The organism is Planctomycetota bacterium, assembly GCA_035574235.1.
Lineage (GTDB): Bacteria > Planctomycetota > MHYJ01 > MHYJ01 > JACPRB01 > DATLZA01.
On record DATLZA010000191.1, the window covers coordinates 19,048 to 36,922 of the forward strand.

Annotated in this window: 19 protein-coding genes and 1 tRNA gene; 7 read left to right on the top strand and 13 right to left on the bottom strand. The window is 69.0% G+C overall.

All coding sequences use genetic code 11. The annotated features are described in order from the left end of the window. The first annotated feature begins 27 nt into the window (after positions 1–27). From VNO22_18050 to VNO22_18065, 4 genes are read left to right on the top strand one after another with little or no spacing between them, the layout of a single operon-like run. A complete protein-coding gene (locus tag VNO22_18050) occupies positions 28–879 on the top strand; it encodes a ParB/RepB/Spo0J family partition protein (protein ID HXG63279.1) in 852 nt (283 codons plus the stop codon). 34 nt (positions 880–913) lie between these two features. Next, positions 914–1,966 (top strand): 23S rRNA (adenine(2503)-C(2))-methyltransferase RlmN, encoded by a 1,053-nt coding sequence (rlmN, locus tag VNO22_18055; protein ID HXG63280.1) that lies wholly within the window; start codon positions 914–916, stop codon positions 1,964–1,966. Further along, complete coding sequence (gene plsY / locus VNO22_18060; protein HXG63281.1) at positions 1,951–2,616, top strand: glycerol-3-phosphate 1-O-acyltransferase PlsY; 666 nt, start codon at positions 1,951–1,953, stop codon at positions 2,614–2,616. Before rlmN ends, plsY begins: the two co-directional genes overlap by 16 nt. Beyond that, positions 2,613–3,596 (top strand): NAD(P)H-dependent glycerol-3-phosphate dehydrogenase, encoded by a 984-nt coding sequence (locus tag VNO22_18065; GenBank protein HXG63282.1) that lies wholly within the window; start codon positions 2,613–2,615, stop codon positions 3,594–3,596. The genes plsY and VNO22_18065 overlap by 4 nt, the downstream gene beginning before the upstream one ends. 10 nt (positions 3,597–3,606) lie before the next feature. Here VNO22_18065 and VNO22_18070 read toward each other — a convergent pair whose 3' ends face one another. The 9 genes from VNO22_18070 to VNO22_18110 form a co-directional block, all read right to left on the bottom strand. After that, on the bottom strand, positions 3,607–3,963 hold the full coding sequence (locus VNO22_18070; protein ID HXG63283.1) for a hypothetical protein: 357 nt from the start codon (positions 3,961–3,963) through the stop codon (positions 3,607–3,609). Between the two features lie 9 nt (positions 3,964–3,972). After that, positions 3,973–4,527 (bottom strand): dCTP deaminase, encoded by a 555-nt coding sequence (gene dcd / locus VNO22_18075; protein ID HXG63284.1) that lies wholly within the window; start codon positions 4,525–4,527, stop codon positions 3,973–3,975. Positions 4,528–4,538: 11 nt separating this feature from the next. Then, complete coding sequence (locus VNO22_18080; protein ID HXG63285.1) at positions 4,539–4,832, bottom strand: hypothetical protein; 294 nt, start codon at positions 4,830–4,832, stop codon at positions 4,539–4,541. After that, positions 4,832–5,044, bottom strand: coding sequence for a hypothetical protein (locus VNO22_18085; protein HXG63286.1), 213 nt, complete (start codon positions 5,042–5,044; stop codon positions 4,832–4,834). The genes VNO22_18080 and VNO22_18085 overlap by 1 nt, the downstream gene beginning before the upstream one ends. Before the next feature lie 21 nt (positions 5,045–5,065). Beyond that, positions 5,066–7,528 carry a DNA topoisomerase (ATP-hydrolyzing) subunit B gene (gene gyrB / locus VNO22_18090; protein HXG63287.1) on the bottom strand — a complete coding sequence of 821 codons (2,463 nt, stop codon included), beginning with the start codon at positions 7,526–7,528 and terminating at the stop codon, positions 5,066–5,068. A gap of 73 nt (positions 7,529–7,601) precedes the next feature. Then, positions 7,602–7,943: a DUF721 domain-containing protein gene (locus VNO22_18095; protein ID HXG63288.1), complete on the bottom strand. Its 342-nt coding sequence runs from the start codon at positions 7,941–7,943 to the stop codon at positions 7,602–7,604. 73 nt (positions 7,944–8,016) lie between these two features. Beyond that, positions 8,017–9,135: a DNA polymerase III subunit beta gene (dnaN, locus tag VNO22_18100; protein ID HXG63289.1), complete on the bottom strand. Its 1,119-nt coding sequence runs from the start codon at positions 9,133–9,135 to the stop codon at positions 8,017–8,019. Positions 9,136–9,163: 28 nt separating this feature from the next. Then, complete coding sequence (locus tag VNO22_18105) at positions 9,164–10,225, bottom strand: small ribosomal subunit Rsm22 family protein (GenBank protein HXG63290.1); 1,062 nt, start codon at positions 10,223–10,225, stop codon at positions 9,164–9,166. Between the two features lie 2 nt (positions 10,226–10,227). After that, a complete protein-coding gene (locus VNO22_18110) occupies positions 10,228–10,779 on the bottom strand; it encodes a hypothetical protein (GenBank protein ID HXG63291.1) in 552 nt (183 codons plus the stop codon). A gap of 51 nt (positions 10,780–10,830) precedes the next feature. Between VNO22_18110 and VNO22_18115 the strand changes: the two genes are divergently transcribed. Together VNO22_18115 and VNO22_18120 are read left to right on the top strand one after the other, a co-directional pair. Beyond that, a tRNA-Gly gene (locus tag VNO22_18115) sits at positions 10,831–10,905 on the top strand. A 126-nt stretch (positions 10,906–11,031) separates the two neighbouring features. Then, entirely contained in the window at positions 11,032–12,849 is a 1,818-nt protein-coding gene (locus VNO22_18120; GenBank protein ID HXG63292.1) for a DNA/RNA helicase domain-containing protein, read from the top strand. 172 nt (positions 12,850–13,021) lie between these two features. Here the strand turns inward: VNO22_18120 and VNO22_18125 are convergent, their stop codons facing one another. Continuing rightward, positions 13,022–13,951, bottom strand: coding sequence for an SLBB domain-containing protein (locus VNO22_18125; GenBank protein HXG63293.1), 930 nt, complete (start codon positions 13,949–13,951; stop codon positions 13,022–13,024). Positions 13,952–14,118: 167 nt separating this feature from the next. Here VNO22_18125 and VNO22_18130 point away from each other — a divergent pair, with 167 nt between their 5' ends. Beyond that, positions 14,119–15,267 (top strand): MraY family glycosyltransferase, encoded by a 1,149-nt coding sequence (locus tag VNO22_18130; protein ID HXG63294.1) that lies wholly within the window; start codon positions 14,119–14,121, stop codon positions 15,265–15,267. Here the strand turns inward: VNO22_18130 and VNO22_18135 are convergent. The 3 genes from VNO22_18135 to VNO22_18145 all read right to left on the bottom strand — a co-directional run. After that, positions 15,209–15,955: a class I SAM-dependent methyltransferase gene (locus VNO22_18135; protein HXG63295.1), complete on the bottom strand. Its 747-nt coding sequence runs from the start codon at positions 15,953–15,955 to the stop codon at positions 15,209–15,211. The genes VNO22_18130 and VNO22_18135 overlap by 59 nt on opposite strands. Next, the gene (locus tag VNO22_18140) at positions 15,952–17,169 is read right to left on the bottom strand and encodes a phosphotransferase (GenBank protein HXG63296.1); all 1,218 of its coding nucleotides are present in this window, start codon (positions 17,167–17,169) and stop codon (positions 15,952–15,954) included. The genes VNO22_18135 and VNO22_18140 overlap by 4 nt, the downstream gene beginning before the upstream one ends. Beyond that, positions 17,166–17,875 (bottom strand): O-antigen ligase family protein (locus VNO22_18145; protein HXG63297.1); only part of this gene is annotated, 710 nt, incomplete at its 5' end. The genes VNO22_18140 and VNO22_18145, both read right to left, overlap by 4 nt.

A 17,875-nucleotide genomic window follows, 5' to 3' on the forward strand; every position in this document is an offset into this window, starting at 1 on the left:
GAGACGAGGAGAGAGGAGGAATAGGAGATGGGGGAACCGCGCCACGTCTGCTCTCACTGCGGCGGCAACGGTCTCTGGCGGTCGATCCTCGAGGGGCTCAAGCGGGTCTTCTTCTGGAAGCGCCGGGAGGACCGGCTGCTCTACATTCCGGTGGACCGCATCGACCTGAATCCCTTCCAGCCGCGGGAGTACGTCCTGGACGAGCCGCTGGACTCCCTGCGCAAGTCGATCGAAAAGTACGGGGTGATCGTGCCCATCATCGTCAACCGACAGGGGCGGCGGTACACGCTCGTGGCCGGCCAGCGGCGCCTGCGGGCCGCGCGGGAGCTCGGGTTCCGCTACGTCCCGGCGATCGTCCGGTCGCTCAACCCGCGGCAGATGATGGAGGTGAGCTACCTCGAGAACCTGCACCGCGAGGATCTCTCCAAAATCGACGTCGTTCAGATGTTCGACCGGATCCACCGCAAGTACCCGCGGATCGCCGAAACGGATCTCGCCGAAGCGATGGGGCTGCGGGTGGAGGACCTGCGCCGCGCCCGGAGCCTTCTGGAGCTTCCGATCCCGGCGCTGGAGGCCCTGAGGGCGGGCATGATCACGGAGGAGCACGCCCGGATCGTCGCCGAGATCGAGGATCCGGACACGCAGCTCGAAGTGATCGAAATGATCTTCAACGAGAAGATGAGCGCCGAGGACGCCCGGGCGTTCGTGGACCGGGTCCTGCGGAAGGAGCCGGCCTACGTGACCTTCGACCAGGCGGCTCACTTCCACGCCCCGAGCTGCCCCTTCGCGCAGCTCATCCCCGAGGACCGCAAGATGAAGTTCTACTCGAAGAAGGAAGTGGCCGGGCGCGGCAAGATCCCCTGCATGCAGTGCCTCTGAGCGCCCCGGGGGCCGTTCTGCTATAATCCGGCGCGTGGACACCCTGACGGAGCTGACCCTTTCGGAGCTCGAGGAGCGCCTGGCCGCCCTCGGCGTGGAGAAGTGGCGCGCCCGGCCGATCCTCCAGTGGCTCTACCGCCGCCGCGCGTCCGGCTTCGAGGCCATGACGGATCTTTCTCTCGAGCTCCGGGCGGAGCTGCCCCGTCACTTCCGCCTCACCCGCACCGAGGTGCGCGACGCCCGCGTCAGCCCGGACGGAACGACCAAGCTCCTCGTCGGCCTCGAGGACGGCGACGTCATCGAAACGGTGCTCATTCCCGAGGGGGACCGGCGCACCGTCTGCATCTCCACGCAGGTCGGATGCCCCGTCCGCTGCGTCTTCTGCGCCAGCGGACTTCAGGGGCTCAAGCGAAACCTCACGGCCGGCGAAATCGTCGAACAGGTGCTCCACGCGCAGCGGCGGCTCGGCGCGGACGAACGCCTGACCAACGTCGTCGTCATGGGCATCGGAGAGCCGCTCCTCAACTTCGAGCCGCTCGTCAAGGCGCTCCGGATCCTCAAGGCCTCCTGGGGCATGGGCATCGGCTACCGGCGGATCACGCTTTCGACCGTGGGGGTCCTGGGGAGGCTTCCGGAGCTGGTTCTGCGGAAGGTGACGCCGAACCTGGCGATCTCGCTCCACGCGCCCAACGACGCGATCCGCGCCCAGGTCGTCCCCACCCTCCGGAACGTGCGCCTGGCGGAGCTGGTGCGCGCGGGCGTCGAATACCGCCGCGCCACGGGCAAGGAGGTCACCTTCGAGTACGTCCTGCTCGAGGGGGTCAACGACGACCGCAAGCACGCCCTCGAGCTGGGCAAGAAGCTGCGCGGTTCCCGCGTGAAGGTGAACGTCATCCCGTTCAACCGGGTGGAGGAGGTCCCCTACCGGGCGCCGGAGCCGGGGCGGGTGGACCGCTTCGTGGAGGCGCTGGGGCGCTGCGGCGTGCCCGTCACGGTGCGCAAGCGCAAGGGGGACGAAGTGTCGGCCGCCTGCGGGCAGCTCCGGGCCCGCTTCACCGCCCGAAACGCGCCATGCCCCGCGAACTGATCTATGCGGCCGCGGCGCTCGCCGCGTACCTTCTGGGCGCGGTTCCGGCCGGATACCTCGTGGTGCGCCTGCGGACGGGCCGGGACATCCGCACCCTGGGATCCGGCAACATCGGCGCCACGAACGTCGCGCGCACGCTGGGCGCCGCCTGGTTCCTGCCGGTCTTCGCCTTCGACTTCCTCAAGGGCTTCGCCCCCGTCTTCTGGGCGGCGCCCTGGATCGCCCGCCGGTGGCCCTGCGGGCGCTGCGCGGACCTCGAAACGACGCTGGCGGTGATCCTGGGGCTGGCGGCGCTGGCGGGCCACCTGTGGCCCGTCTACCTCGAGTTCCGCGGCGGCAAGGGCGTGGCCACGCTGGGGGGCGTGCTGTTCGCGCTTAACGCGCAGGCGGCGCTTCTGGCCATGGCGGTGTGGGCGGCGGTCTTCGCGCCCTTCCGCTACGTGTCCCTGGCCTCGGTGGCGGCGGCGCTCGCGCTTCCGCTCCTCAACCACCTGACGGCGGACTCCGTCCGCGCGCGCTGGGCCACGCCCGGCCTCGTGACGGCCTTCCTGGCGCTGGCGGCGGCGCTGGTCGTGTGGCGGCACCGCGCCAACCTCAGGCGGCTCCGGGCGGGCACCGAGCCCAAGTTCGGGCGGAGGGCCCCGGCGTGACCCGCGTGACGGTGCTCGGGGACGGCGCCTGGGGAACGGCGCTGGCCCTGGTTCTTTCCCGGGCGGGGCGGGAAGTGGCGCTCTGGAGCCGGTTCCCCGAATACGCCGAAGAAATGCGCGCCCGGCGGGAAAACGTCCGGTTCCTGCCGGGGTTCCCCTTCCCGGAGGGGCTCCGGGTCTGCTCCGGCCCGCCGCCCCGGGCCGGGGTCTACGTGGCCGCGGTTCCCACGCAGTTCATCCGCGAGACCTTCGCCGAGATCCGCGACGCCCTGGACCGGAAGGCGCTTTTCATCGGCGTGGCCAAGGGGCTGGAGCAGACCACGGGCCGGCGTCCCTCGGAGGTCCTGGCGGAGGTGCTCGGGCGGGTGCGGAGCGTGGCGCTCGTGGGCCCCAGCCATGCGCCCGAGGTGGCCCGGGGCCTGCCGGCCTCGGTGGTGGCCGCGGGAGAGCCGCGGGCCGCCCGCGCGGCGCAGGAGCTTTTTTCCGGAGACACGCTCCGGGTCTATACGACGCGGGACCGGATCGGCGCCGAACTCGGGGGCGCGCTCAAGAACGTGATCGCCCTGGCCGGCGGGATCTGCGAAGGCCTCGGCCTGGGCCATAACGCAAAGGCGGCGCTTCTGACGCGCGGCATCGTCGAAATGGCGCGCCTGGGGGTCAGGCTCGGAGCGCGGCGCGAAACGTTTTTCGGGCTCTCCGGGATCGGAGACCTCATCACGACGACCACCTTCCCCGCGGGGCGCAACCTCTCCGTGGGCCGGGCGATCGGAGAGGGGAAACCCCTGTCCGAGATCCTCGGATCGATGCGCTCCGTGGCCGAAGGAGTCTGGACGGCGAAGGCGGCCTGGGCCCTGGCGCGCCGCCATCGCGTGGAGATGCCCATCACGGAGCAGGTGCACGCCATTCTCTTCGAGGGCAAGCCGCCGCGGGAGGCGCTGCGGGATCTCATGCGCCGGGGCCCGCGGGCCGAGCGCGACTGACGGGCACCCCTCAGGATCGCTCCGCGCCGAACTCCTCGCGGAAGACGCGCCGGTGCACGCGGTCCACGAGATCGAGGCACTCCCGAAGGTAGGCCACGATCTCCTCGCGCCCCCAGCGCGGGTGGGCCTGGATGCGCTCGAGAACCTCCTCGAACGTCTCCTTGCGGTACTGCATGCGCTTGCCGATCTTGAGCTTGCGGAAGTCGTAGCCCATCCGCCGCGCGGTCTTGAAGATCCGGTCCTGGTCCGCCTTGGGAACGGAGATCCCCGGGGCTTCGCGCAGAACGTCGCGCACGAGGTCCTCGGAAAGCCCCAGCTCCTGCGCGACCTGGCGGAGGGTCACGGAGCGCTTCTTGTCGGTCGCCACGGCGCGATTTTATAGCCTCGGCAGCGTGACATCCAACTGTTTCTGGTACTTCCCCTTCTTGTCGGCGTAGCTCACCTGGCAGACCTCGTCGCTTTCGAAAAAGAGCACCTGCGCGATGCCCTCGTTGGCGTAGATGCGGGCCGGAAGGGGCGTGGTGTTGGAAATTTCGAGCGTGGCCGTGCCCTCCCACTCGGGCTCGAACGGGGTCACGTTCACGATGATCCCGCAGCGCGCGTAGGTCGACTTCCCCAGGCAGATGGTAATCACGTTTCTCGGAATCCGGAAGTACTCGACCGTCCGGGCCAGGGCGAAGGAATTGGGGGGGATCACGATGGACGGCGCCTTGATGTCCACGAACGACTTCGGGTTGAAGTCCTTGGGATCCACGACCGTCGTGAAGATGTCCGTGAAGAGCTTGAACTCGTCGGCCACGCGGATGTCGTAGCCGTAGCTGGACAGCCCGTAGGAGATCACGCCGTGACGGACCTGCTTCTCCTCAAAGGGCTCGATCATCTTCTTTTCGAGCGCCATCCGCCGGATCCATTGGTCCGACTTGACCGCCATACCCTCTCCTCTCAAAGCTTCGCCAGCTCGGAAAACTTCGCGTCGAATTTTTCCTCGATCGCCTTCTGGGGAATCGGAAGCCACGGGGGAATTTCCGCCTCCATCGTCCAGCGGGCCGCCTCGACCACGAGTTCCACCCGCACGCCGAATCCCGAGAGGCGCGCCACGTCCGCCTCCCCCCGCCGCTCCCACGTCTGGCTCATCCCCGAGGCGGCGCCCCCCAGGAGGCGGTCGAACTGCTCTCGGACCCCCGCCAGGAACCGCCCCCGGTCGCGGAAGGTCCCTTCCCTGCGGAACTGTCCCATCAGGCCCCTTCCCACTGAAAAAACGTGCCCATCCGGACGGACACGACCCGAAGCTCGGTCCCGCAGCGGGGACATGCGATCCGCTCGGGCGGTTCGCCGAGATCGATGATCCCCACCCGCTCCAGGCGGCGGACCTCCGCCATGGGCAGGAGCCCCCCGGTGCGGAACTTCGCCCCGCAGCGCGGGCAGGCGTTCTTGGACGTGCGGCTCACCCTCCCCGGCCCCCTGTCGCCTCAGACGTCGAGGAACTTCACCTCGAGCGCGTGCTTCTCGATGAATTCCCGCCGGGGCTCGACCTCCTCGCCCATGAGGATCGTGAACATCCGCTCCGCCTGCACGGCGTCCTCGATCGTGACCTTGAGGAGCGTCCGGCGCGCCGGATCCATGGTCGTTTCCCACAGCTGCTCGGCGTCCATTTCCCCCAGCCCCTTGAAGCGCTGCACCTCCTTGAGCCCCTTCTTGCCGATCTGGCGGATCCCCTTGAGGACGTCCCGCAGCACCCGCACGGGGACGACGTCCGCCTCGTGGCGGAGGCGGTACTTGGGCTTCCCGTCGGGCTCCTCGGCCCGGAAATAGTCCGCCATCGGAAAGCCGAGGTTCAGAAGCTCGCGGACGGCGCCGGCGAGATCCTCGGCCACCTCGTGGAACTCGTTCAGGAGCACCGCGGAGGCGCCGCCCTGCGGCGGCCCTTCGACGTCGTCGGCCGAAAAGACCTCGATTTCGCGCCCCGCGGCGCGCTCCTCTTCCTCCACGAAGGCGTCGAGCGCCTCCTGGGCGTAGAAGAAGCGGTCCTTCCCCTGCCAGCGCGCCCGGTAGAGGGGCAGCTTCCCCGTCCGCGGATCGAAGTGCTGCAGATACCGCTCCAGAGGCAGCCCCTTGCGCTGGACGGGGAGGATCGCCTCCTCGATGCGGACCACGGCCTCCACCAGGCGCCTCAGCTCCGGACCCTCGAGCGTCCGGGAGGGCCCCTCGAACGCGGTCCCTTCGATTCCCAGATTCACGAGCACCCGCGTCATGTCCCTTTCGTTGTGGACGTACTCCTCGCGGTTCTTGTGGATCACCTTGTAGAGGGGCGGCTGGGCGATGTAGACCAGCCCGTGCTCGATGAGCGGCCGCATGTGCCGGAAGAAGAAGGTCAGAAGCAGCGTCCGGATGTGGCTCCCGTCCACGTCCGCGTCGGTCATGATGATGATCTTGCCGTAGCGCAGCCTGGAGAGGTCGAACTCCTCGTCGCCGATGCCCGCTCCGATGGCCGAGATCACGGTGCGGATCTCGTCGTGCTTGAGCATCTTGTCGATGCGCGCTTTTTCGACGTTGAGAATCTTGCCCTTGAGGGGCAGGATCGCCTGGAAGCGCCGGTCGCGCCCCTGCTTGGCGGACCCTCCGGCCGAATCGCCCTCGACGATGAAAAGCTCCGTGGATTCCCGGTCCCGCGAGGAGCAGTCGGCCAGTTTTCCGGGAAGATCCCCGCTCGTGAGCGCCCCCTTGCGCACCGTCTCGCGGGCCCGGCGGGCGGCTTCGCGGGCCTGGGATTCCGCCAGGGCCTTGAGGAAAACCGCCTTGCCCACCTCCGGATGCTTCTCGAGGTAGTCCTTGAGCTCCTCGTTGACGACCGTCGTGACCACGCCCTCGACGTCGGTGTTGGTGAGCTTGACCTTGGTCTGCGACTCGAACTGCGGGTTCGGAAGCCGCACGGAGACGACGGCGGTGAGGCCGGCCCGGTAATCGTCCCCCGTGGGCGGGGCGTCCTTCTCCCGCAGGAGCCCCGCCTCCCGGGCGTACAGGTTGAGCGTCCGCGTCAGGGCGGAGCGGAAGCCCGAAAGATGCGTGCCCCCGTCATGGGTGTTGATCGAATTGGCGAAGCAGAACTCCGCCGGCTCGTAGCGGTCGTTCCACTGGAGGGCGCATTCGACGGTCACGTCGCCGACCTTGCGCTCGAACCAGATGACGTCCTCGTGGAGCCGTCCCTTCCCCTTGTTGAGATAGGCGACGAACTCCCGGATGCCGCCGTCGTACTTGAAATCCTCGCCCTTGCCGGCGCGCTCGTCGTGAAGGGAGATGTGGACCCCCCGGTTGAGGAAGGCCAGTTCCCGGAGGCGCTTGGCGATCGTCTCGAAGACGAAGTTGGTGTCCTTGAAGATCTCCCGGTCGGGCTTGAAGTGGATGCGCGTCCCGCGGCGGGTGGAGGGTCCGCGCCGTTCGACGGGCCCGCACGGAACGCCCCGCTCGCAGCGGAAGAACCACTCGTGGCCGTCGCGCCAGACGGTGGCCTCGAGAAACTCCGAAAGCGCGTTGACGGCCGACACGCCCACCCCGTGAAGGCCCGCCGAGACGCTGTACGCCTTGCTGTCGAACTTTCCGCCGGCGTGCAGCGTGCAGAGCACGACCTCGAGGGCGCTTTTGCCCTCCTCGGGGTGGAGATCCACCGGGATGCCGCGGCCGTCGTCCGTGACCGAGCAGGAACCGTCGGCGTGAAGGCGCACGGCGATGGAGCGGCAGTAGCCGGCCATCGCCTCGTCGATGGAGTTGTCGACGACTTCGTAGATGAGGTGATGAAGCCCCCGCGGCCCCGTGTCCCCGATGAACATGCCGGGCCGCTGGCGGACGGCCTCGAGCCCTTCCAGGACGCGGATGTCCTGAGCGCCGTACTGGCCGGCGGGGATCTTGGCCTCGGGTACTCCCGTTTCTTCGGTCATGGACTCGCCCAAAAAGAGAACACCCACCGTTTCGCGCGGGCGTTCTCCGCGGGTGCCTGGGGGGCCGGGCCCCTCACCCGAGGACGCATTTGAGGGAGGAGATTCCCGTCCCCGGCGCCTCCTCCCGGAGCCGCCGCAGGATCTCCTCCGCGCGGAAGGAAGCGACCTCCTGCCGCAGGGCCGACGAATCGAACGCGACCGTCAGCCGGCCCGCGCGGAAACCCACCGGACGGGACCTCCGGGCCACCTCCGGCCCGACGGCCCGCGCCCACGCCAGCGCCAGTTCCCCCAGCGCCCGGCGGCGGGGACGGACCGAGCGCCGAAACACCTCGGTCAGCACCTCGCCCAGGCGCCGCGGACCGGCGGGACCCCCCGCCGGAGCCTTGGCGAAGGCGGGTTTCCGCTCCTCTCTCATCCCACTCTCTCTCGTCTTTGAAATTGAATTATACCGGAATCGCCTCTCCGAAACCAGCCTCCCGGGGGTGGCTTTACAGATTGATGGCCAGAGGCATCAGGACGTAGACGTAGTCCTTGCCCGCCCGGAAGACGCCGGCGGAGCTTCGGTCCTTGAGGTGAAGCTCCACCGTCTCGTCCGTCACCACCTTGAGGTAATCGGCCACGTAGTCGGGATTGAACACGATCTCCACGTCGTCGTCCTTGTACTCGGCGGGGATCTCGACCCGGGCTTCGCCCACGTCCTGAGCCCGCGTGAAGAGCGTCAGGCGTCCCTTCGAAAGAGCGAACTTGACCGCCCGGGCCTTGTCGGTCGTCATGAGCGCCGACTTTCGGACCGCGGAAAGAAGCGTTTCCCGGGACACGGCGAGCTTCTTGTCCGTGTTGGACGGCACCACGGCTTCGTAGTCCGGAAAATGGCCCTCGATGAGGCGCGAGAAGATCATGGCCCGGCGGGTACGGAACCGGATCTGGGTTTCCTCGACGTTCAAGGCGACGTGGTCGTCCTCCTCCGTCAGGACGCGGTCGAGGAGGTTCATGGTCTTGGTGGGGACGATCACGCGGATGTCCTTCTGCCCGTCCGCCTTGCCGGAGGAGCGGCTCTTGATGTAGGCCAGGCGCTTCCCGTCGCTGGCCACCATCCGCACCTCCTTGCCCTTGACCTCGAAGAGCTGGCCGGTGAGGGCGTAGCGGACGACCTCGGTGGACACGGCGAACTGGGTCTTGCGGATCATGGTCCCCAGATCCTCCGTGGGGACGCGCACCGCGTGGCGATCGTCGAAGACCGGAACGGTGGGGAAATCGGCCGGATCCAGGCCCACCACCTTGAACGAGGCGTCCGGCAGCCGGACATGGGCGAGATTGCCGTCGGACTCGATCGAGACGTCCTCGGAGCCCGCCTCTCGGAGAATCCCGGCCATGCGGGCGGCGGGAAGGACCAGGGTGCCCTCCTCGCGGACGTCGGCGCCGGAGACGGCGTACTTGAGCCCGAACTCGAGGTCGGTGCAGGCCAGCTCCAGGACGCCGCCCGACTTGTCGCGGGAGGCGGCCAGACGGACGCTCGTAATCGCGGGAATCGTGGTGCGCTGGGGCACCACGCGCTCGGCGACCGCGAACGCCTCGGCGAGCTGTCCGCGCGGGCACTTGACCTTCATGAGATCCCCCTTCGTGCGACGGGGCGCATTATACCGGAGGCGGAGGTTCAGTAAAGGAAGACGCGCCGGGGCGGACGGCCCGGACGGGGCCTTCGGGGCGCGCGGCGGTTCCGGCCGTTTCGAGGCGCAGGAGGTCGCCCCGCCGGGCGTGGAAGAAATCGCGCGTCTCGGGCCCGCGGCGGCGCGCGAGAACCTCGACGCGGCACAGCGGGCTTCCGGGGGCGCACGTCCAGGCCCAGGCCTTTCCTTTTTCGCGGTGCAGATTGGAGACGACGCGCCGGCAGGGGCGGCCGGCCGCGTCGGCGAGGGTGCGGCCGCGGCGCGTGAGGACGGCGTACGCGTACTTGAGCGACTCTTTGGAAAGGCCCGTGCGCCGGTCCACTTCCGCGATCCACGACGGACGCGCCCAGGGGACGTCCATGTGGCACCAGAGGTCCGGATGCTCGAGCATCGGACACGGCGCCTCGCCCAGGCACGGCGCGGCGATGCGGAACCCCTCGGCCGCGCGCCGGTCGCGCCATTCCATGAGGCGCCGCGCGGCGCCGCGGAGCGCGGGCTCGACGACGACGAGGTACCCGTCCTCGGCTACGAGCGTTTCGAGCCGCGCGTCGGTTTCGGAAAGGACATGGGCGGCCAGGACGAGGTCGAAAGGACCGGGCGGCGGCTCGTGGGCGCGGCGCGGGGAGGCCCCGAGCGCGCGGGCGAAGAACTCCGCGTCGTCGAGGGCTTCGTCGACGACGTCGACGAGCCAGAGCTCGGAGACGGGACGTCCGGAGGCCAGCAGGGCGATCGTCGCGGTTCCCGGGCCGCAGCCGAAGTCGAGGACGCGCAGCGGCCTGCCCGGCGGCGCGTAGGCGTCCATTTCGCGGAGGACGCGGAGGATTTTTTCCGCGTTGGCGGGGAGGTAGTAGTGGACGTAGGCGCGGCGGAGGCGGCGGGAGGCCAGGTAGCCGCGCCGCAGGGGGACGCGGCCGTTGAACATGGCGGAAAGCTCCAGGACTCCGCGGGCGGTTTCGGCCACGGAGCCCCCGCGTTCCCGGCGGTAGCGGGCCAGGAGCTGTTCGATCCGGGTCTGAAGCGAGGCGTCCATCGTCAGGGGTTGCGGCGGGGACCGGGGAGCGCGTCGTAGAGGGCGCCGGGGCCGTCGGAGGTCCAGCGGCCGTCGGCGTAGCGGAACGTTTCCACGTACCGGCCCGAGAGGCCGGACGGATAGCGGAAGGAAATCAGGCACCGGCCGACGAGGCGGTCGCCCTCGCGGGCGGCGGAGAACTCGTAGCGCAGCCCCTCCTTGACGGTGACGCGTTCGCGGAAGCGGTCGGCCAGGCGCTGTCCGAGCCGGCGCAGGATGTCGGCTTCGGAGGCGCGGATCTCGGCTTCGAGTTCCTTGAAGAGGTCGCGCGAAAACGTCCACCGGCCGTCGCGGAAGGCGAACTCGGCGTACACGACGCGGCCGTCGGCCAGGGCGATGTCGGCGACGGGGCCGAAGAGGCGGAGCTCGGCGACGGGCCCCAGGCCGCGGGCGTATTCCTGGGCGGCGCGGAGGAGCAGATCGTCGCGGCCGGGGCGCAGGGCGAAGACCGCGGCGGCGACGCCGGCGATCAGGAGGGCGAGGACCGCGGCGGGGAGGTTTTGCTTGAATGCCACTTCGCGGATTATATTAATACGGAAGTTCGGCGGCCAGAACCGCCTCCGCAAGCGGGCGTAATTCAGTGGTAGAATGCCACCTTCCCAAGGTGGACGTCGCCGGTTCGAATCCGGTCGCCCGCTCCAGCCTTGGGCGGCCCGCCTTGGACACCCAGGTCATCCCGCGTCCGCGATCTTGGCCGGATGACTCAACCGCCTCTCCCTTCCCGGAAAGACCTTTCCAGCGCGCCGGCACGGGATATCCTTGAAGGGATGCCGGAAGCGCCGTGCGCCTGGGCGGGAAGCGTGGAGGAATTTCTTGAGGTCTCCGAGGAGGAGATCCTCCGCCGGCTCACCCGTTTTACGCGCGAGACGGGGGCTCCGCAGCTTTTCGCCTGGGACCGGAGCGTGGGCGTTCTCCGGAGAGAGCTCGACCGCTGCCTGCCCGACGCGGCTGGATTTGGAGTGGTCCTCGAGTTCGAGCTCCCCCGCAGCGGTGGCCGTCGGCCGGACCTGATTCTTCTGGAGAACGGCATCGTCGTGGTCATCGAGTTCAAGAACCGAGTTCGGGCGGAACCCGCGGACATTGACCAGGTTCTGGGCTACGTGCGCAACCTCGCCGAGTACCATGCCGGCTGCCGCGATCGAGCCGTCGTGCCGGTTCTCGTGCCGGTGGGAATGACGGGAGGAGGCTACGAGGATCGCGGGGTTCTCGTGCTTCCTCCCGAAGGTCTCGGAGCGTGGCTGCGCGACTTGGCCCGCCGGGGCGCCGGCCGGCGCGCCGACCCCGCGGAGTGGATCGCCGCTCCCTACGAGCCTTTGCCGGGTTTGGTGGAGGCGTCCCGTCTCCTTTTCGAGCGGCAACCGTTGCCCCGCCTCCGCAGGGCCGAATCCGCCGGAATTCCCGAAGTCGTCAGCTTCCTCGAGGAGTCCCTTCGGCGCGCGATCGAAGAACGGCGCCGGAAGCTCGTCTTTCTGACGGGCGTTCCCGGATCGGGAAAGACACTCGTCGGCCTTCAGCTGGCGCACTCGCGCGCGCTCGGCGTCCCGGCCCTCTTCCTTTCCGGAAACGGTCCTCTCGTGCAGGTCCTTCAGTATGCCCTGAAGTCGAACGTGTTCGTGCGGGACATGCGTTCGTATGTGCGCGAAGAGATTCACTCGGACAGGAGGACGCTGCGCGAGCGGGTCGTCGTCTTCGACGAGGCCCAGCGGGCGTGGGATCGCGACCGGGTGCTCGTCAAACATCAGGGTGCTCTGGCGGCCTCCGAGCCCGAGCTTCTGGTTCGGGCGGCATCCCGTGTCGAGGGCGGCTTCGGGCTGGTGGCCCTGGTTGGAGAGGGGCAGGAGATCCATATAGGAGAGGAAGGAGGGCTCGGCCTGTGGGTCGATGCGCTCCGAATGGCGGGCGGGTGGGACATTCTCGGACCGACCCACTTCGCGGCGGCCTTCAAGGCCGCGGGACTGCCGTACCGGGGCTTCGAGCGCCTGAACCTGACGAAGTCGTTGCGGTCGCACCGCGCTTCGGATATGGCGCTCTGGGCCGGTCTTCTCTTGGAAGGACGGCTCGATCAGGCCCGCCATGTGACGGATCATCTGCGGGCGCAGGGGTTCCCTCTATACGTGTCTCGGAACCTCGAGCTCCTGCGGGAGTACGCCCACGCCCGTTTCTCGGACGATCCCACGCGGCGCTACGGGCTTCTGGCGTCCTCCAAATTCCGCACGCTTGAGCGCTGGGGCGTTCGCGGGGTCCGGCATCCGTATTGGTACTACGGCGAATGGTTCGAGGCTCCGGCGTCAGACCCGCGCTCATGCTGCGGACTGGAACTGGCTGTTTCGGAATTCGGCTGCCAGGGCTTGGAGCTGGACTTTCCGATCGTCTGCTGGGGACCAGACCTTCGGTGGAACGGGCAAGCTTGGGAGGCAACGGTGGGGAGAAGCCGGGCCCGGGACCCCCGCCGTCTGCGCCTGAACGCCTATCGGGTGCTGCTGACCCGCGGGCGGGAAGGGTTGGGGGTGTTCGTGCCCCCCGACGACCTCATGGAATCCACGTGGCAAGCCCTGCGTCAAGCCGGATTCGAGCTTCTAGGATAGGGCATGCGGGTTCCCTCGTCGGGGAAAGAGCCCGCCTTCTCTAGGCGCGCCAACGTCCATGCAGCACAGCCAGGCCTATGAGCACGACCGCCTCCTTGGCTCAGCGGAAGAAATCCGGAGATCCGCCTGACTCGCCGGCATGCGCCAGAATGCGCCCTCCGCGGTGGGAGCGCTAGAAAATCCCTCGCTCGGGGACCCAAACCACATCTCCCGGCTCCAGCTCCAGGTCCTGCTCCACCGCCCCGTTCACGACCGCCTCGAGATCCACCGCGCGCGCCGCCGACCCGCCCTCGGGACGCTGCCGGAGCACCTGCACCCGCCCGATCGCCGCAAACTTCGTCCAGCTTCCCGCCTGGCTCACCGCCATCGACACGGTCACTCTCGTGTTCGGCGGCAACTCCAGCGCCCCCGGACGGTTCACCTGACCCAGGACGTACGCCACCCGCGCCGCCGACGGGATCACCACGAGATCGTCCGGCGCCAGCTCCGGGTCCGCCTCCACCGCCCCCGCCGCCACGCGCCGCTCCAGCTCCGCGAGCGAGAACCGCACGCTCTCATGCCCCCCGCCCTCCTTGCGCCTCACGAGCTGCACGCGCTCCTTCAACGCCCGGTCCGTCAGCCCCCCCGCCGCCGCGACGAGCTTCAGAACCGTCAAACGCTGTCCCGGCCGAAGCGGATACGCCGACGGCTGAGCCACCGCCCCCAGCACGTACACCGAACGGGGCGCATAGTCCACGACCGTCGCCAGCACCTCCGCGCGCCGCACGAACCGCTCCTCCAGCCGTGCCTTGATCTCCGCCTGCACCTCCGCCGGCGACCGCCCCGCCGCCTTCACCGCGCCGATCAGGGGATACGAGAACTCCCCGTTCTCCGGAATCCGCACCTCGAGATCCAAATCCTTGTGACGAAACACCACGATCCGAAGCAGATCCCCCGGAATAAGCTTAAATGGACCCGGCGGGGAAAGCCGCGGCAGCTCCGCCGAACCCGCCTCCGCCCCACCCCCCGCCGGAGCGGACATCCCCACCCCGGAAGGCCCCGGCGACCCGGACGAACACCCCAGAACGCCGATGACCGCCCACATCACCGCAATCCGACGCATGCCACCCATAACGCAAGGAGTATAGCATCCCCAACTCTCCTCCCGTTCGCCCCTCTCTCTTTGTACCCCTTCCGAACAATCTTGTCGGACGCCGCCGATTCCCTCCCCGCGCCGGCATGGCACGAGGATTGCGCCCCTCTCTCTCGTTCGGAAGCGAGGCCGTGCCGATGATCGTCACGTACTTCTTCCTGACCTCGTTCCTGGCCATGGTGGTCTTCACGCCGTGGGCCATCCGCCGGGGCCACCGACATCGAATCCTCGACTTCCCCGGGCCGCGCAAGACTCATTCCGTCCCGACCCCCGTCACCGGCGGCTGGGCCCTCTTCGCCGCTTTGACCGGCGTCCTCGGCGGCCACCTCCTGGCGGGCTGCCTCCTTCAGGGCAGCCCCCTCCTCGACGCCTTGCCTGGCGACCTGGGCGAGGCGGCCTCCCAGGCCCCTTCGGCCGCCGCCCGGCTGATTCCGCTCTACGCCGGCGCAACCGTCCTCTTTCTGCTGGGGGCGCTGGATGACGCCCGCGGACTCTCCGTCCGCACCCGCCTGGCCGTCCAAATCCTCGTCTCCGGCTCGCTCACGACCCTGGGCTTCCACCCGCTTCCTGAAGCGTTGCCGACCTGGCTTTCGATCCCCTTCTCCATTCTCTGGATCGTCGGAATCACCAATGCGTTCAATCTGATCGACGGGCTCGACGGCCTGGCGGGCGGCGTCGCGCTGGCCGCCACCGCGTGTCTCTTCGCCCTGGCCTGCCTGGACGGAAGAACGGGCGACGCTCTCCTCCTGGCCGTCCTGGCCGGAATCGAACTCGGATTCCTCCGCTATAACCGGCGCCCCGCCCGCATCTTCCTCGGAAGCTCCGGAAGTCTCCTCCTGGGCTACCTCCTGGCCGTGGCCGCCGGCCGGACCGCCGCTTCCTCCTCCGAACCCATGTCCCTCCTGGTTCCCCTGCTCATCCTCGCGGTCCCCATCTACGATACCGCTTCCGTCGTCTTCATCCGCCTCCGCGAGGGGCGCCCGGTCACCGTCGGCGACCGCAGCCACTTTCACCACCGCCTGCTCAAGATGGGATGGGATCCCGCTCAAACGGTTTCCTTCATCTCCACCGTCGCGGCCCTGACCGGCCTGGCCGCCGTAGCGCTTTCGCGGCTCGAATCCCCGACCCCCGCCGACTTCGCCTTTGCGGCCTTCGCCGCCGGCCTGCCTTTCATGGCCGAGCGCGCCGCCGCCCGAGCCTCCTCCCTGCCGTGGCGGCCCGGATTCCTCACACCCTCCAGGCGCTGGTCTGCGAAACCCCCAGAGACATGGGAGCGAATCCCGTAAACCGCAGCGCCGCACAGCCGGACATCAGCCGCGCCGCCGCCCAGTTCTGGGGATGATCCGAATTGTCCAGAACCAGCCAGCCCCCGGACTTTACCTTGGGCCGCGCCGCCCGCAGCGCCTCCACGCGAAGCGTCACCGCGTTGGCGCAATCGATCAGCGCGAGATCGAACGACGCACCCTCCAAGCCCTCCAGGAAGTCCACCGCTTTCCGGCCGCCCAGGACGTGAACCGACAGTCCCCCCGATCCCGCCCGTGCGAACCGCTCCCGCTCCGCCGCATACCGCACCTCGATCCCCGCCGCCCATTCGGGATCATGCTCCACCGTGGTCACCGTGGCCCCCCGCTCCAGAAACCAGAGCGTCGAGTTGCCGCCCCCAACCTCGAGCACCCGATGCCCCGGCCGAATCGTCCGCTCGAGAAACCGAATCGCATCCACCACCAAAAACGGACGCGGACGCTTCAGCAACGGACGCGAACGGGCCTCCCAGTACGAGGCGACGCACATCGGCAGCGCCAGCACGCTCCTCCAGGACGGCCAACGCCCCTGCAGATCCTGGAAGCGCGTGTGCGCCCGCACCCGCCCTCCGTCCCACGCCACGGTGTACCGGCCGGTCCACCGGTCCCTCCACGGGCGTTCGTAGTACGTCCGCACAACCGTTCCCGCCGAAGGCGCCGGAGCCCCCGTCATGCCGCCCTCCTGCCGGCTCGCGCCGGCCCCTGTTCCTCCATGTCCTCCAACGCCGCTCCCCAGAACTCCATGAGCCAGGCCGCCTGCGGGTGGAGATCCGCACGGCCCAGATAAGCCCGCAGGTAATAGGACGCCCGATCGACCAGATAGAGACGGAAGTGAAGCCCGAGATCGACGCCGAACCGGCGCGCCAGATCCCGCACGCCGTCCTTCTCCTCCATCGCGCCGACGTCGCGAAGAATCGCCCGGGCCGACCGCCGCCGGATCAGAACGCCCGACTGGCAGACAAAGTGAAAAAGATCGTGCAGAACAGGCGCTTCCCCCGCCAGCTCCCAGTCGTAGACCCCCAGGCGATCCCCCTGCGCGTGCAGATTCCACGGCGTGAAGTCCCCGTGCGCAAAGGCGAAGGAAACCTCCCGATCCACCGGAAGACTTCGGAACGCCTCCCGCAGCCGGACCGCCAGCCGGGCCGCCGCCCACCCTCCCAGTCCTTCCGGAACCTCCGAAAGCGCCTCCACCCGCTCCGCCACGGCGCGATAAAAAGAAGACGCCCCCAGCGCCTGCCGCCGCGCCGACCCCTCGACAAGCGCCGACAGGAAATCGACGAGGGTCCCGTCCTCAAGCCGTGCGGCGCCCCCTTCTTCCGGGCGCACGCTCGTCAGAAGGAGCGCGCCCGACGAATGCACCCCTTCCGGCGCCCGCGGCACCTCGAAGCGGGAAGGAAGCAGAACGCGCGCCCGGTCCAGCGCGACCGCCTCCGCCCGGACGAGTTCGCGCGCCCGAATGCCGAGCGGAATCTTCAGAAAATGGGTCACCCGACCGCCGCGGCCCAGTGCCGCGACCACCTTCTCATCCTGTCCCCGCGTCCCGGTGAAGAACGCCACATGCTCGAACCGCTCCGGCGCGTCGAGCCACGGGTTCAGAAGATCGATGTCCGAAAAGTCCGCTTCGAACGTCTCCGGAACCGCCAGGCGCCCCAGCCCCCGGCGGAACAGCCACCGCACGGCCTGCGCATACAGGCGGCCGCGCAGCGTCGTCGCGTTGTAAAGCGCCAGGAACGCCGGGTGCGACGTGTCGCTGCGGAAAAACCAGCGCACCGTGCCGTCGGAATTGCGGACGCAGCTGAAGCGGCAGGGCGTTCCGGCGCGACCGCCCCCGCGCCACTCCCGGAGCGAGCGGCAGATCGCCTCGAGCCGGGAGTCCGGTCCGTTCATCGCGCATCCTCCCGCACGGTCCCCGCCGGCCCGGTCCACGCAGGCCGATCCTCCAGGGCCAGCAGAATGACGACCATCTGATAGAGGACCGTCGCGAAGTTCATCGGGCCGAAGATTCCGAACTCCGTCCATGAATTGACCAGAAGCGGCAGCAGAATCGCCCATGCCGACCGCCCGACCGGTTCCCTCCGCAGACGGAAGGCCGCCGCCAGCGTCAACCCGAGCTGGAGCCCCGCGACGGTCAGCCCCGCCAGCCCCAGGCCGAGCAGCGTCTGGACAAACGTGTTGTGCGCCATGCTGGCCGCGTACGCCCCCGGGCTCCAGAAATATTCCTGGTACCAGATGCGCTGGAAGCCGAACCCGAGAAGCGGCTCCTCCGGAAACGCCTGCCCCAGAAGGTCCGCCCAAAGAGGCAGCCGGCTGGTCAGCGTCGCCAGCTCCCGCGCCTCGCCTCCGCGCACGAACGCGTCCACCGCCGCCGCCCCTCCGAGGATCCCGAGCGTTCCCGCCGCCGAGGCCACCGCCGCGCGCTGCATCCCGCCCGGCGCCGACACCATCGCGTACACCGCCACCAGCCCGAACGCCACCCACTCCGACCGCGACCCGGCCAGCGCCAGCCCCGTCAGCATCAACACCCCCGCCCCCGCCGCCGCCCCCACCCCCGCCGCCGACCGAAGGGAAGACGCGGTCACGAGAATCTGACCCA